Raw genomic sequence first — 14,752 nt, 5'->3', positions numbered from 1 at the left:
AGAAATCGGCGTACTTAGCGCTGAGGTCGGTTTAACTCACCGACGTATGGACGAATGCTGCGAAGAGGATGGAGGGCTTCTTCAATGGCGTTCGTCCAAAATTCTTCAGATTCGATGTCCGCTTCGAAATTCTTCGTGAAAATCTCCTCGTACGGCAAGGTGGCATTATCCAAAAGCACCGATTTACCGATACGAGGAATTTCCGTTTTTTCCACTTCTTCCAGTTTCTTCAGCATCATATTGGCAGAGAGGAAACCGACGGTGTATTGAAAATCGTGGTGCGGTGAGTCTGCGTTATATACGTTGTAGAAATGCGGCTTCCTGGCCCACATGTACTGGTCTACGCCTTCAACCGTGTCACCGTAGCAGTCACTCCAGCATTTTCTGGTCAGTTTATTGATGTATTCGACGGAAAGATAGCCGTTTTTCCGCGCTTCAAAGACCTCTTCTGCAAGTCTGAATCTAAACGGGATCTCGATCAAATTAATCATGACTCGCCGCAAACCATGCCAAAGCACGGCAGCCTTTTCCTGAGGCGAAGAAGCTCCCTGCACCAGTCTCCTCAGGAACAGCTCTTCAAAAAGACGACCGATAAGTTCATATCGGGTTTCGGAAAGTCTTCTCTCCTGCATCGGAAGATCACTGATCGAGTATCTAAAAAACGCGTCGCCCAAGATATGGGCTGTTTCAAAGGATCGGTTGATATTCGGCTGGTAATCAACGTATATCGCCACCGCTTTGTCGTAAGGAACTTCAACGCACCAAGCGCCTCCTGAGCCAGCCGAATAATTATGCGTCTCCAGCCAGTGACCTTGTCTGCAGAGCTCAATGAAATCTCGAAACTCAGGAAAGTAAGGTTCGACGGCCTCTGTGATTTCCTTTAGTGTTCCGTCAAGTGTCTTCAGAGATTCAGGCCCTTCAAGATGCGGAAGTGCTGACCCTAATAGTGCCACCGGAATCGTGGGAGACTCCGGACGATTTGTACCTTGATTGATATAGGGGGCTGCAAACCGAAGGCATTCGCGAATCTCAGACAGCTTCTTAGAAAATGCGCTGCGCATTGCTTCGAAGCTCTTTCTATCCAGGCCTTCGATAACCAATGCGTAGTCAAGCGTACTCATGCCGAGCCTGGAGGCTCTGAGTAAGTGCGCACCGGCTACGGCATTAAGGATATCGCAGAACATGGAAGAATTTGTCGCAAAACAAGCAGACAAAGCGTTGAAGAACAAAGTTCTCAGTTCTGGATCCGAAGTGTTTTTGACTGCAAAGTTAGCAACAGACGGCGTAGATTTTTTTACGGTTCCGTCCGGCAGTGTCACGTTCGTTCGAATACTGCTTTTGAGATGCGTATACAACGAAAACAACGGTCCGAGAATCAACCGTTCTTCTTCTAAGGCCTCAACGGGAAACTTCAGCCAAGGCTTAACCTCTTTAAAGCGCTTTTGCTGCTGCAGCCAGCGGTCGAGCTTATCCGAAAGAATTGTCTTTTGTTCAGCAGCTTCTTGTAGGTTTTCCTTTACTTTCTGAAGAGCTTTTTCAGCGCTGTCTATCGTTTCAAGAATGAAGACTTTCTCTGCAGCAATTTTGCTGTCGGCAGACGATAAGGTTTCTGCAGCCCGACAAGCCGCTAACAGCGTTTCTTTGAGACGAGAGATTTGCTCCAATATTTCAATTAATTGCAGCGCTGCAACTTCGTCTTCGGGTTTAAAAAACTGAAGACGGTTAATCATAGAAATGCCGTTCAGCAAAGCCCGTCTCCTAGCGAAGTATGTTTCGCCGGAGAGATCCGAGAGGCCTTTTTTCGACCAGATTTGAACTGTTTCTAATTTCTTTTTCATCTGTGCAGACAACCTAGCATTAACGTTCCGACTTCTTATCGTTTGAGGAACCCGAATCTTCTAAATAATGAAGTTATATTTTTCCTGCAGACGCCTCTTTTGTTCGCCTTCGATTTCTCTTCTTCTTCGGACATAAAAATCGATGAACATCTGAACTCGTCTCAATTTAGAGGCTGCTAACGTTGAACCGATGTAATTATCGAGATTCGGAATCTGCCAGCCGTTGAGGATCGGGATAAGCTGTCCGTTCATCACCTCTTCGAAACAATGATGAAGCGGCATATCAAGAACGATGCCGCAGCCTTCAACTGCCGCGGTTTTTGCCAACAAAATATTGTTGAACCGAATCATCGACTTCCAGCGAAAAGTCTGCTGCCGACCGTTCTTAACCAAAACTTCCGAATGCGGCCTGACTCGGCCCGTATAGACCACACCTGAATGATCGGACAGTTCGTCCGGATTTTCGGGATAACCGGCCTTTTCTAAATATTTGGGCGAGGCGCATGGAACGAATAATGATCGAGTGACCCAGTTTTCCACAAGGTTGGCATCATTGACGGGGCCGTAATACAGCATCAAATCGCATTCTCCGCCCATGAACGCCTTTGGATTGTCGTCCCCGATGACATCGAAAGTAACTTGAGGATGCAGCTGCTGAAATTCGGCAATCAATGGAACAACCTGAGTCTGGAGGAATCCGGGCATTGCACCGAAACGAATGCTTCCCTTGTCGCCTTCTTCGAGTTCCGAGGTCTTCTCCAGCGCCCGACGCACCATCACAATATGAGGTTCAATTTTCGAGCGAAGTTCAAGTGCAACTTGGGTGGGATTCAGACGTTTCCCTCGCCGTTCCAGTAGTTGCACGCCTAACTCTTCTTCCAGTCCTGAAACCATTCGAGATAATTGAGAGCGCTGAAGATTTTCGATATCGGCAACACGCGTAATGGAGCCTTCGTCCATAATTTTGAACAAAAGCTCCCATCGCCCCAGGTGAAGTGCTTTCCATTGGCTGTTAATCATTTTGCTCCTTGAGTTGAATGTAGGCGTAGTTCTGATCGTCTTCCGGCTGCTTATTAAAGATTGTAAGAACTCGGTGCAAATTAAGCACGAAAGAGGCGTTTTTTGTAATTTGAAAGAAAGGGTTGCAGGTAACAAAGGTAATTCGCTTTCTCGTACTGATCTCCTGCTCAGAGCGGGAACTTCCGACTTCATACGAAACCTGCATAAAGCTTTTAGCCTCAAAGATCTAAATTTCCATAGTGAATTTGCCTTTGCTTCCATCCATTTAAGTAATTTCATAGTCAAAAGTTATCAAAGACAACTATCCCTGATATTAGGGAGGTTATTCCGAGACGTTCTTGCTCCCTTATTGCTTACAATTCTGAACAAACATTCAGCCGGGCAGTTACAATCCTGTTATTCATGCGCTTTTGAATTCCATAATTCGATAATTCGATGAACAAACCTATTCAATTAGCTTTTGCCGCACTCGCGCTCTGCGCCGCTCAGCAATGCTCCGCCGCATTGCCCCTGAGCTTTCCTGTCGCACGCGATTGGCTTTATGAGAGAAGCGACAAGCTCAAAGCCAGCGAAGAACAAGTCCAAAGCAAACGAGAAACTCAGAAATCTTTGGAAACTCTGGGCGGCCCAACCGTAACCCTGCAGGCGATGCAAATTGCTGGACAGAAGAAAATCGATATCGATAAATCGATCCCGAATCCTTTGGCTGGCGCCCCGCTTCCAATCCAGCTCCCCGGATCTTTCTCAGTCGGAGTGCACGAAAAAATGTCCTTGAACGGGCCTCGTGTCGCAGCAACCGCAACTTGGCCGATTTATACCGGCGGAAAAATTTCTGCCATGCAGGATGCAAGCAAATACGCCGTTGATGAAGCGGTGGCTCAAAAGCGTGCCGACAGCGAAGATTTAGACGCTCAGCTTGCGGGTTATTACTTCGGAACACAATTAGCGCTCTCGGTTGAAAGGCTCCAAAAGGACATGCTGAACCACCAGGATCGGGAACTTGCCAAAGCGAAGAAATTTGAAAAGCAGGGAATGATCAGCAAGATCGAAAGAATGTCCGTCCAAGTCCAGCGAGACAATAGAAACCGCGAATACCTGAAAGCCAAAGACAACGCTAAGGTTGCCCGTCTCCAGCTGGCTCGACTGCTCCGAGATGAAGAGTTCGGAAAGTTGACGACGCCGCTTTTTGTTCTGAACCGTCCGCTCGAACCTTTGAAGTATTGGGTGGATACTGCATTGGCCTCCAACCCTCAGATCGCAGTCATTCAGGCCAAGGCCGATCAAGCCCAGCAAGGCGTCAAGGCTTCTAAAGGCGCTTGGATGCCGCAGGTTTTTGCATTCGGAACCTACAACTTTGTTAAGCATTACCAAACGCTTGTCGAGCCGAACTGGATCGGCGGTGTCGGCGTCAACATTACACTTTGGGATGCTAAAGACAGAAGAGCCAGCATCCGCAGTGCTGAAGCAACAGTCAGGCAGGCCGAAGCCGGGAAAGCCGAAGCGATCAACCAAGTCAGAACCGGCGTGGAAGTCGCTTGGTTAAGAACACAAAACGCCATTAATCAATATAAATTAAGCGCCTCTACTGTAAAGCTAGCTTCCGAGAACCTAAAACTCAAATCCAAGAGCTTCGACGAAGGCTTGGCGACCGCGCTTGACGTTAACGAGGCTCGTAATCAGCTTTTTGCAGCAGAAGTCGGACGCCGGGTCACAGCGTTTGAGTTTGTATCGAATTACGCCATGCTGCATGCCATCGCCGGTCAGATGAGCGAATTTATGAATGCCGTCAACAAGCACGAAGTGATTGTGGAAAATTAATCATGGAAGAAAACAATAAACCTCTTCAACCGCAGACAACCTCGACTTCTCAAAAACAGGAAGTCAAAGCTCCGAAAATCAGCGTTATTCTCATGCTGGTCTTTGTGCTTGGCTTGACAGCCTTTATTGTATGGGGCATTTATAAAGCCGCCTTCCCGCCTGCTCCTCCTCTTCAGGGACAAATGGAATCCCGCACAATAAGCGTCGCTTCAAAAGTTCCGGGACGCATCCATAAGGTCTTAGTTTCCGAGGGCGATTTTGTTAAAGCCAATCAGCCGGTTGCGCTGATGAGTCTGCCGGAACTTGAAGCAAAACTTCAACAGGTCCAAGCTCAAGAAAGAGCTGCCCAGGCAAAACAAAGCCTTGTTGATGAAGGCGCACGCCCTCAGGAAAAGCAAGCCGCCCGTGCCCAGTGGGAGCGCGCTCAGGCAGCAGCTGCTTTAGCCCTTAAGACATATAACCGAATCTCTGCACTCTACAAAGACGGTCTGGTCTCCAAGCAAAAGTATGACGAAGTCCAGACTCAGTGGATTGCCGCTAAGCAGCAAGCAGATGCTGCTAAACAGATGTACGACATTGCCGAAATCGGTGCCCGCAAGCAGGAAAAATCCGCCGCTTTTGATTTAGCCGAAGAAGCCAAAGCCGGCGTTAAACAGGTTGAATCCCTCACTGTGGATAAGACTTTAAACGCACCGCTTGACGCCCAAGTAGATAAGGTTATTTTGGTTGAAGGCGAAATTGCGGCTGCCGGGTTCCCTGTCGTTACCTTGGTCGACTTAAATGACCAGTGGGCCTCCTTCAATATCCGCGAAGAAAATATGCCGGGTATCGAAATCGGTAAAGTTTTGCATGCATATGTTCCTGCCCTCGGAGATAAGAAGATCGACTACAAGGTTTACTACATCAGTCCGCGTGCCAATTACGCAACCTGGAGAAGCACACGCATGGATTCCGGCTATGACATGAAAACTTTTGAGGTCCGGGGCCGGCCTGTCGAGAAAATTGACCATCTGCGCCCGGGTATGAGCGTATTAGTTGAAGGTTTTAAGAATTAGGATCGGATAATGCTTTCTCCGTTAGGCTGGTTAAATGCGGCAGCCGCCGTCGCAGTGCGCGAAATTCAGCGGCTTTTACGCACACCGCAGGAAATCATCGTCTGCGGATTCCTTCCGATCTTTTGGGTCTTAGTTGTCTGGCTGCTGCTCGGAAACGGAATTGTGACTCAAGTCCCAACCGGCATTGTCGACAATGACCACTCACAGCTAAGCCGTGATGTGATTTCAAAAATCGATGCTACTCGTTCCGTCGGACTCGTTCCTTTCGCCTCCCATTCTGAAGCCGATAAGGCATTAAGAAACGGAACAATTTACGGTTTTATTGAGATTCCTTTCGGCTACTCACGAGACGTCACGAAAGGTGCAGGCGCCCCGATGGTGCTTTATCTCGATGAGAATCGCTATGCGGTTGCCGGAACTCTTCAAGCGGACTTAACAAGCGTGGCTACAGCGATTTCGCAGGAGCGCATGATCAAAACTTCAATGCTGACCGCAAGCGGAGTCAAAGGAGCCGAGAGGCTGGTCACAGGACTGCACTCCGACTTCTATGCACTAGGCAACATGCAGTTCAGTTTCCTCGCTTTCCTGGGAAGTAACTTGGTGCCGGGCGTCATCATGCTTGCTGCCATCTTATCTTTCGTTTCATCCATTGTTCGTGAGAACTATCAATACCGAATCAATGATTGGTTTGATACCGCAAAGGGAAGCGTGACCGCTGCATTGTTCGGCAAACTGCTCCCGCATTTCTTTTTCTACTCTCTCCTCATTGCTTCCTACATTGCCTTATTTGCCGGTTTCGGAGGCTTTGCTCCGGCTGGATCCCTATTTATTTGGTTTATCTGCGGCGCCGCGTGTTTGGCCGTGATGGCATGCACAGGAGTATTAATTGTGGGTATCGCGCCAAACTGGCGTTTTGCCCTTGTCGTCACTTCCGGCTATGCCGCTCCTGCGCTTCCCTTTACGGGATTTTCCATGCCGCTGGATTCCATGAGTGAAATGGCTCGGATGTTCTGTAAATGCCTGCCGCTAACATGGTTTATTGAGGGTCAAACTCAACAGTGGACACTGGGAGCAAAAATTTGGGAGATGGGAACAACTTTTACAGCGTTTGCGATTCTCGCTTTTATCCCTCTTGTTATCGGCATACCGATTTTTAAGTGGAAGTACGGAAAGTTTGCAAAACAGGAAAAAATTTTGGAGGCAAAGCATGAACTCTAAATTTCCATCCCTGCTGAAATGCTTCCTATTTACCTTAAAGCAGTGCACCACAAATCTCGCCTGTGCTCCTTTTTTTTGCTTCGCGATCTTTTTCTATTCTTTCTACTACTGCTGGCCCTACATGGAACAGCTGCCTGATCATCTGAACGTCGTAGCTGTAGATCAAGATAATTCTGCACTGTCTCGTCGTTTGACTCAGGCGATGAGGGCTTCTCCCAGCCTTCAGGTCACTCAGCAAACAACCAGCCTGCCCGAAGCCGAAAACCTGATGCGCAAAGGAGGGATCAGCGCAATCTTAATTATTCCTCCGGATTTTGAGATCAACACGCTGACCAACGTGCCGACCGCGTTAGTCCTAGTCACCAACGGTGCCTTTATCGTCAAGAGCCGCGGTTCAATGAGCGGTGTGGGCGGACCGCTGCAAAAAATCGTAGCGGCATCTATCAGTGCGCATCTCGTGGAACACGGGGTGCCCTTATCGGAAATTGCCCGAGCTGCAAACAACCCTCCGTCTATGATCGTTCAAAGTATGTTCAATACGGTCAACGGCTACCTCAATTTCACCGTTCCCATCGTGTTCATGATCATTTTCCAAACGGTCTTCGTCTGCGGTATTGGAATGCTTATGAATGACTGGTTCTGGAAGAAAAAGTATCCATTTCCTCTTGCCCTAGGCGCCCGCCACCCGATGTATTTTCTGGCCATGTACGCTCCGTTTTTCTTTCTGAGTCTGTTCTGGATCCTGTTTATCGAGGGGCAGTCATTCTCCTTCCATGGGGTGAACTCATTCAAAAACGTGCCGGGCACGATTGTCGTTTCAATGATCTACGCCTTTGCCATTACTTCCCTAGGCTTGCTCATCGCGGCCTTTTTGAAGCGCTACCGATTTGTTGTTCAAATCGTCGTACCTTCCTCGATCCCGTTTGTATTTATTTCAGGCAACCTGTATCCGTGGCAAAATATTCCTTGGCCTCTGCAGGCTTTCGGATGGCTTTCCCCCACGACCGCGGGGGCATTTGCCATGCTTCGAGTCTCTCAAGCCGGAGCCTCGCTTTCCGGCGTTGCTTTCCCGTATTTAACGCACCTTCTTTTGTTGGGAGCAACATTCCTGACCGGCGCCTATATTCTGATTTACAAAACTCAGAACGATCCTCAGTCTTTGGCCGAGATGGAAGATCTGCGGAACGGCATCGTGGACGAAAAACTTGCGCCGGAACTCACGCCGAAGCAGGAAAAAGAACTGACAGGCAAAGCGGTTTAGTCAGCGAATTCATCGTCATCAAGCCGGATCCTAGAGTTCCGGCTTGACCGCTTTAAAAGTCACGCCGAGCTTGTCCAACTTGCTTCGAAGCGTGTTGGGATGCATTCCTGAAAGAGCAGCAGCTCCGTCGGTGCCGGAAATCTTCCCTTTAGCTGCCTTCAGGACTGCTTCGAAATAATGCTTCTGCATCGCCTCAAAGGTTTCCAGTTTAATCAGCTCATTGGAGACGACGGACATCGCAGGTCCTAATCCTCCGGCTTCTCCGTCGAAGATGACACGAATGTTTTGATAGTCCGAAGAGGTCAGGACTGAACGTTCCAGCGTGTTTTCAAGTTCACGGACGTTGCCAGGCCACTTGTAGTTCAGCATCTGCTCGACAGATTTTTTCGACAGAACCAGAGGCTGAGAGATGCCGTATTTACTTCTCAGACGGTTCAGGAAGAATTCGGTGAGCGGGATTAAGTCTTCCGCTCTTTCCCGCAGAGGAGGAATTCGCAGCGGAAACAAATTCAGGCGATAAAGCAAGTCATTTCTAAAACGGCCTTCTTTGGCCATCTCCTTGAGATCTCTATGTGTCGCGGCTACTAATCGGAAATCCACGGGAATTGATTGCACGCCGCCGATTCTTGTCACGACTTTCTGCTGCAGAACGCGAAGGAGGCGCACTTGAGCGGCAAGTGAGAGCTCTCCGATCTCATCTAAGAAAAGTGTTCCTCCGCAAGCACGTTCAAAGACGCCTTTCTTCTGGATTTTGGCGTCCGTAAATGCGCCCTTCTCATGCCCGAAGAATTCATCATCAATCAGGGTCTCCGGAATCGCTCCGCAGTTCAATTTCACAAACGGCCCGGATTCCCGCTTAGAGAGCTGCTGGATCAGGTTCACAACCACTTCTTTGCCGCAGCCCGTTTCTCCTAAAACCAGCATCGGTACCTCGGTTGAACTAACCTTCTCCACTTTCGCCGTAATTTCTTTTAGTGAGGGCGTACGCGCCGTGAAGCGATTAACCAAAGCCATTCGGCTTTCTCTTACACAATCCTTCAGGCCGTCGTTTTCGTGAATTAAATCCCGGTTGTTTGCCAGAAGCACGGAATTCAGTGCGTTGGATGTCATTAACGAGAAAGAGTCATGAAGTGACTTCAAAAGATTGCGCTGTGCTTCGTTGAACTGATCATAGTGACAGCTGTAAAAGCAGACGACACCCAAGTGTCGATCTTCTTTGTCCATCGAGAGCATCAGATAGGACTTCACATCGGGAAGGCACTCAGATAGAACTTTTTGAGTGAACCGATCTTCCGATATGTCCGAGCAGTTCAAAACTTTGTCAGTGATTTTGAGCGGACGAAGAGATCTGGGCGGTTCAACCGAACCCAGCGGAGAAGAAAGGCCATTTCGTCTGCAGTGCGCCACAAACACAATCGAGTGCTTCTGAACATCGAAGATATTTACGAAAGCGCCGTCCGCATCAAGAAAGTCCTGAAGCACCTCAAAAACACGAGATAGTGACTCTTCTGCGTTAATCGAAGAATTGATCGCAAGGATCGCTGGGAGTTGGAGGTCTTTATTCACGATATTTAGTGACTCACGATATTTCATACTATTTTAACTCACGAAATATCGTTAATAATCTTTACGTATTAATACGCAATTTGAAATTATCTTAAATTTCAAGTAGTTAAGATTTTCGAAAAAGTTGGCACGGTCTTTGCAATGAGATTAATCAAAAGCAATTCACTCACTTACATCCATTGGAGAAAATATGAAGACCACACCTTCTCGCCGTTCTTTCCTGAAATTAGCGGCAGCCTGCACAGCTCCGGCTTTCGGAAGTCTCGCATTCGCGGCTCCTCAAACTCAACAAAAATTCGATAAAGTCGCTGACGTCATCGTCATCGGCAGCGGATTTGCCGGCCTGGCCGCAGCCTTAGAAGCCAAAGAAAAAGGGGCTTCTGTCATGCTGCTTGAAAAAATGCCTGCTTACGGCGGAAACTCTGCCATCAACGGCGGGGCTTTCGCTGTTGCCGGCTCTCCGCTTCAGGAAAAAGAAGGCATCAAGGACTCTCCTGAACTCATGCTCCAGGACATGATTAAGTCCGGCCGCGGTTTGAGCCACGTCGATCTTCTGAAGAACATTGTTTACGGTACTCGTCCTGCTTTTGATTTCACCGTCAAGTACGGTGTTAAGTACAAACCTTTCGTTCAGCACTTCGGCGGCCACAGCGTCCCCCGTATCATGCAGACCGTTGAAAGTACCGGCGGCGGCATCACTCGTCCGCTCGTTGAAGCAGCCAAAAACCTCGGTGTGGACATGCACTTAGGCTGCGCCGTTACTGACCTTGTTCTCAACGACGAAGGCCGCGTCATTGGCGTCAAGGTTCTTGAACGTCACGACTATCGCAAAGAAAACTCCGGCGTTCCTCAGGTTTACGGTGCCAGAAAAGGTGTGGTCGCTGCCACCGGCGGTTTCTCTCAGAACGTTGCTTTCCGTATGCAGCAGGATCCGACACTCGGGCCGAACCTTGAATCCACCAACCATCCCGGCGCCACCGGTGAAGTTCTCCAGAATATGCTGGCCATCGGCGCTCTTCCGATTCAGCTGGATCAGATTCAGCTCGGACCGTGGTCTTCTCCTGACGAACGCGGCTTCGGCTTAGTTTCTCAGTTCAACACGATTGCCGGTTTCCCGAAAGGCATCATGGTTGACAAGCGTACCGGCAAACGTTTCGTGAACGAACTGGCCGACCGCAAAGCTCGTTCAGACGCAATCCTCAAGCAGCTCGACGAAAACGGAAAACCCGTTTATCCGATTTGCTTTACCGACAGCGTCGGCGTCAAACAGGCTCAGACTCTTAAGAACGGCCTGAAGTACGGTGTTATCAAGAAATTTAACACTTTAGGTGAACTTGCCGATGCCTACGGCATTCCTAAAGAAGCTTTGATCAAACAGGTTGAAGAATTCAACGCCTATGTCCGCGAAGGCAAAGATAAGCAATTCGATCGTCCGCTCGCACTGGCTATCGAGATTAAGAAGGCTCCGTTCTATGCAGCCCGCGTCTGGCCGAAAGTCCACTACTGCATGGGCGGTGTCGGAATCACAAAGAACGCTGAAGTCTTAAACGTCAGAACACAAAAACCGATTCCCGGGCTTTACGCAGCAGGTGAAGTAACCGGCGGAACACACGGTGCCAGCCGTCTCGGCGGATGCGCCATCGCTGACGGTCTTGTCACCGGCCGAGTCGCCGGAGACGCAGTCGTCGCCAACACTCCCGTCAACCTCGAATAGCCTCACCACGGAAAGGATAACAACATGAAATCGCTCAATCTCCTCGTCCTCGCTGCCGCATTATTTATCGCCCTTCCGGCATCCGCTCAGCAGGTAAAGCCCTATCACCAGAACATTAAAGACTGCGCCGCCTGCCATACCAAAGAAAACGCAGTTGCCGGCAATCAGTTCGTCACGCCCGACAACAAAGCCTGCTTGACCTGCCATCAAAGCTATGCAGCTGTCGCAGAAAAAACCAAGAACCTGAAGAACGGTGAGCCCAATCCGCATGCCAGCCACCATTACGGCGAAGGCATTGCCTGTACGGCCTGCCACTCCGAGCACAAGACTTCTCAGGTCTACTGCAACAACTGCCACGAATTCAAATATCAGATTAAGTAATTACTCGAATACTCCCCAATACGACCCAAAGAGGAAAATAAAATGAGACTTTCTATCATCGCTTTACTCCTTATGTCTGCCGGAATCGCCAACGCCGGAGTTGTTACGCTCAACGGCTCCAACCTCACTCAGGACGAAGCCTGGGCCATCGCCGAAGGCAAAGACACCGTCGCCATCGCTCCTGAAGCCATGGACCGCCTCAAAAAAGCCCATGAACTTGTTCTTCTGGCAGCCAAAGGCGGCACACCGGTTTACGGTCTGACCGTCGGTGTCGGCCTGAACAAAGACAAACCGCTCTTCAAAGCAAACGGCGAACTCTCCGAAGAAGTCATTGAAGCTTCGAAAGCCTTTAACCACAATGCTCTGAGAAGCCACTCCGCTGCCATCGGCCCCATGATGTCCAAAGAACTGACTCGTCTGCAGATGGTCATTCGTTTGAATACCCTTCTTGCCGGCCAGACCGGTGCTCAGCCCTACGTTGCCGAGCTCTATAAAGAATTCCTGAACAAAGGCATTACACCGGAAATCCCGTCCCGCGGTTCCGTCGGTGAAGCCGACATCACTATGTCTTCTCACGTCGGCGCAGTGATGATGGGTGAATGGCGCGCTAAGGTTGACGGCAAAGAAATGAGCGGTAAGGAAGCGCTTCAGAAGGCCGGTCTTAAGCCGCTGGTTCCGGAAGGAAAAGACGCTCTTGCCATTTTGTCCACCAATGCCGCAGCTGTCGCTGAGACGATGGATGCCGCTCGTCATGCCCGCACCATCATCGATGCCACACCCCGCGTCTTTGCCTTGAGCTTGGAAGCTCTGAACGGCAACATTGCTCCGGTTCTTCCTCAGGTCACCAAAGTTCACCCCTTCTCCGGCTTGGAAGAAGAAGCCGCTAAGATTCGCGACAACCTGAAAGGTTCTTACCTCTGGGAAAAGAACAAGGACCGAGCTCTTCAGGATCCTCTGTCCTTCCGCACAACGGTCTACACCATGCGTGAAGCCCGCGAAGCTCTCAAGGACTTAGATAAAGAAATCAAGGTTCAGATCAACTCTTCCGACGACAATCCCGCAACCATCCTGAACGCCGGTAAGGATTACGCAGACCACAGTCAGGTTGCTATGTACTTCGTCGAAGGCAACGGCCTGAAAGGCGCCATCATCCCGACATCCAACTTTGAACCGCTGCCCGTTGCCATGGCTGCTCAGCGCCTCGGCATCGCGATGACTCATTTGTCTCATAACAGCGTCCAGCGCACGATCCATCTGTCCGACGACCATTTCACCGGTCTGACACGCTTCCTGTCCGATCCTGAAAACAAAGGTCACGCCTTCGGTGCCATCCAGAAGCCGTTCGTTGCCATGCATGCCGACAGCCTCGCTCAGAGCAACCCGGTTTCCGCTCTTGGTACTCCGGTAGCAGGCGACATTGAAGACACCTACACCAACCTCCCGCTAGTTGCTGAAAGACTCAAACGCATCGCCGACAATACAGGCTACGTCTACAGCCTTGAAATGCTTCACTCCACACAGGGTATCGACCTGAGAAAGAAACTCAAAGGCGACTTCAAGATGTCCGAAGCTACCCGCAAGCTCTATCAAGACTATCGTGCCAAAGTCCCGTATGTCAGCCGTGACCGTATCTACACGGACAACATCGAAGACGGCAAGCAGATGATCATGAACGGTGTTGCTTCTAAGTAATCAGAAGAGGAGATAGAAATGAAGAAATCAGCTTTCTTTGCAGCACTTCTTTGTGCCGTCTCCTCCGGCGCCTACGCCGCTTCCGACGTGACGCTTTACGGAGTGGTTGACGGAGCCGTCTCGGTTTCCAAAGTCAAAGGCCAGGCCGCACGAGTGGGTTTTGACAACGGCATTTGGGCCGGTTCCCGCTTCGGTATCAAAGGCAACGAAGATTTAGGCAGCGGATACAACCTCGGCTTCATCCTGGAGCAAGGTTTTAAGACTTTCTCAGGCGACGCCATGAATTCTTCCAAGGCCTTTGCCCGCCAGAGCACATTATCTCTGTCCGCTCCTTTCGGTACCTTTGCTGCCGGCCGTACGGGCGGTTTGTCTTCCGACTGCGGAACCTACAACATCCTGCACGGTTCTTCACTCTGGACGTCTTACTACAGCACGGGCAATATCTACGGCACGTTCATTCTGTCCGACCGTATGGACAACGTCCTGCTGTACAACACACCGGATATGAACGGCTCAACCGTTCACTTCATGTATTCCAACGGCATGGGTGAGAACGGCGACGAACAGAAATGGTCTAAAGACGATCACTACTACGGCGTCGGCTATGAGTATGCCAAGGGCCGAGCTCTTTTCAGCGCCATGTGGGAAATGTATGACCACAAGGAACACAATCTGAAGAGCTCTCAGATCTTCACGATGGGCGGATCTTATGACTTCGGTTCCTTCAGCCTTTACGGCGCCTATCAGTTTGCTTATCGCGCCAGCCGCTTGCCGACTTACGCATTTGCCAACGAGTTAGGACCTAAAGGCGCCAACCAGCACGGCTTCTCCGCCTCCATCGGAGTTCCTGTTGCCGGTGGTACGGCTAAGCTCCAAGGAAACTACGGCTTCGGAAAGATCAAAGAGGGCTCACGCGACTACAGTATGTATTCGATTGCCACCGCCTATGAATATCCGATCAGCAAGAGAACGCTGTTCTACTCCTTCGCCGGTTACGGCCAAGGCAAGAAAGCTGCTTCTTCTATCGGAGAGCTCAACAGCTGGACAATCAGCGCCGGTTTAAGCCACAGCTTCTAACCTGCGTCTGCAGCACTGAAACTTTTTCATTGAGTTGATAACAACACGGCTCCTGCTTGAGATCTCAAACAGGAGCCGCTTTTTATCAACAGGGCCCGTAAAACACCGTCAT

General features: G+C 49.9%; 11 protein-coding genes. 8 read left to right on the top strand and 3 right to left on the bottom strand.

Annotation, left to right across the window (positions count from 1 at the left end):
* Positions 1-14: 14 nt before the first annotated feature.
* Together HMPREF9439_RS04280 and HMPREF9439_RS04275 are read right to left on the bottom strand one after the other, a co-directional pair.
* A complete protein-coding gene (locus tag HMPREF9439_RS04280; protein ID WP_244862385.1) occupies positions 15-1,748 on the bottom strand; it encodes a hypothetical protein in 1,734 nt (577 codons plus the stop codon).
* Between the two features lie 150 nt (positions 1,749-1,898).
* Positions 1,899-2,858, bottom strand: a complete 960-nt coding sequence (locus HMPREF9439_RS04275) for a LysR family transcriptional regulator (protein ID WP_008863858.1) — start codon at positions 2,856-2,858, stop codon at positions 1,899-1,901.
* 435 nt (positions 2,859-3,293) lie between these two features.
* Between HMPREF9439_RS04275 and HMPREF9439_RS04270 the strand changes: the two genes are divergently transcribed.
* The 4 genes from HMPREF9439_RS04270 to HMPREF9439_RS04255 are packed head-to-tail and all read left to right on the top strand — an operon-like array spanning position 3,294 to position 8,210.
* Complete coding sequence (locus HMPREF9439_RS04270) at positions 3,294-4,676, top strand: TolC family protein (protein WP_008863856.1); 1,383 nt, start codon at positions 3,294-3,296, stop codon at positions 4,674-4,676.
* A gap of 2 nt (positions 4,677-4,678) precedes the next feature.
* Positions 4,679-5,731, top strand: a complete 1,053-nt coding sequence (locus HMPREF9439_RS04265) for an HlyD family secretion protein (RefSeq protein ID WP_008863855.1) — start codon at positions 4,679-4,681, stop codon at positions 5,729-5,731.
* Positions 5,732-5,740: 9 nt separating this feature from the next.
* Entirely contained in the window at positions 5,741-6,949 is a 1,209-nt protein-coding gene (locus tag HMPREF9439_RS04260) for an ABC transporter permease (RefSeq protein WP_008811024.1), read from the top strand.
* Positions 6,939-8,210: an ABC transporter permease gene (locus HMPREF9439_RS04255; protein ID WP_021867445.1), complete on the top strand. Its 1,272-nt coding sequence runs from the start codon at positions 6,939-6,941 to the stop codon at positions 8,208-8,210. The genes HMPREF9439_RS04260 and HMPREF9439_RS04255 overlap by 11 nt, the downstream gene beginning before the upstream one ends.
* Before the next feature lie 30 nt (positions 8,211-8,240).
* Here the strand turns inward: HMPREF9439_RS04255 and HMPREF9439_RS04250 are convergent, their stop codons facing one another.
* Positions 8,241-9,803, bottom strand: coding sequence for a sigma-54-dependent Fis family transcriptional regulator (locus HMPREF9439_RS04250; protein WP_008863853.1), 1,563 nt, complete (start codon positions 9,801-9,803; stop codon positions 8,241-8,243).
* Positions 9,804-9,966: 163 nt separating this feature from the next.
* Between HMPREF9439_RS04250 and HMPREF9439_RS04245 the strand changes: the two genes are divergently transcribed.
* The 4 genes from HMPREF9439_RS04245 to HMPREF9439_RS04230 are packed head-to-tail and all read left to right on the top strand — an operon-like array spanning position 9,967 to position 14,640.
* Positions 9,967-11,490 (top strand): flavocytochrome c, encoded by a 1,524-nt coding sequence (locus HMPREF9439_RS04245; protein ID WP_008863852.1) that lies wholly within the window; start codon positions 9,967-9,969, stop codon positions 11,488-11,490.
* A 24-nt stretch (positions 11,491-11,514) separates the two neighbouring features.
* On the top strand, positions 11,515-11,871 hold the full coding sequence (locus HMPREF9439_RS04240; protein ID WP_008811020.1) for a cytochrome c3 family protein: 357 nt from the start codon (positions 11,515-11,517) through the stop codon (positions 11,869-11,871).
* 42 nt (positions 11,872-11,913) lie between these two features.
* On the top strand, positions 11,914-13,563 hold the full coding sequence (locus HMPREF9439_RS04235) for an HAL/PAL/TAL family ammonia-lyase (protein ID WP_008811019.1): 1,650 nt from the start codon (positions 11,914-11,916) through the stop codon (positions 13,561-13,563).
* 18 nt (positions 13,564-13,581) lie between these two features.
* Positions 13,582-14,640 (top strand): porin, encoded by a 1,059-nt coding sequence (locus HMPREF9439_RS04230; RefSeq protein ID WP_008863851.1) that lies wholly within the window; start codon positions 13,582-13,584, stop codon positions 14,638-14,640.
* The last annotated feature ends 112 nt before the right edge of the window (positions 14,641-14,752 follow it).

Origin of the sequence: Parasutterella excrementihominis YIT 11859 (assembly GCF_000205025.1) — a bacterium.
Classification (GTDB): Bacteria; Pseudomonadota; Gammaproteobacteria; order Burkholderiales; family Burkholderiaceae_F; genus Parasutterella; species Parasutterella excrementihominis.
This window is presented reverse-complemented; position numbering and strand designations above follow the sequence as displayed.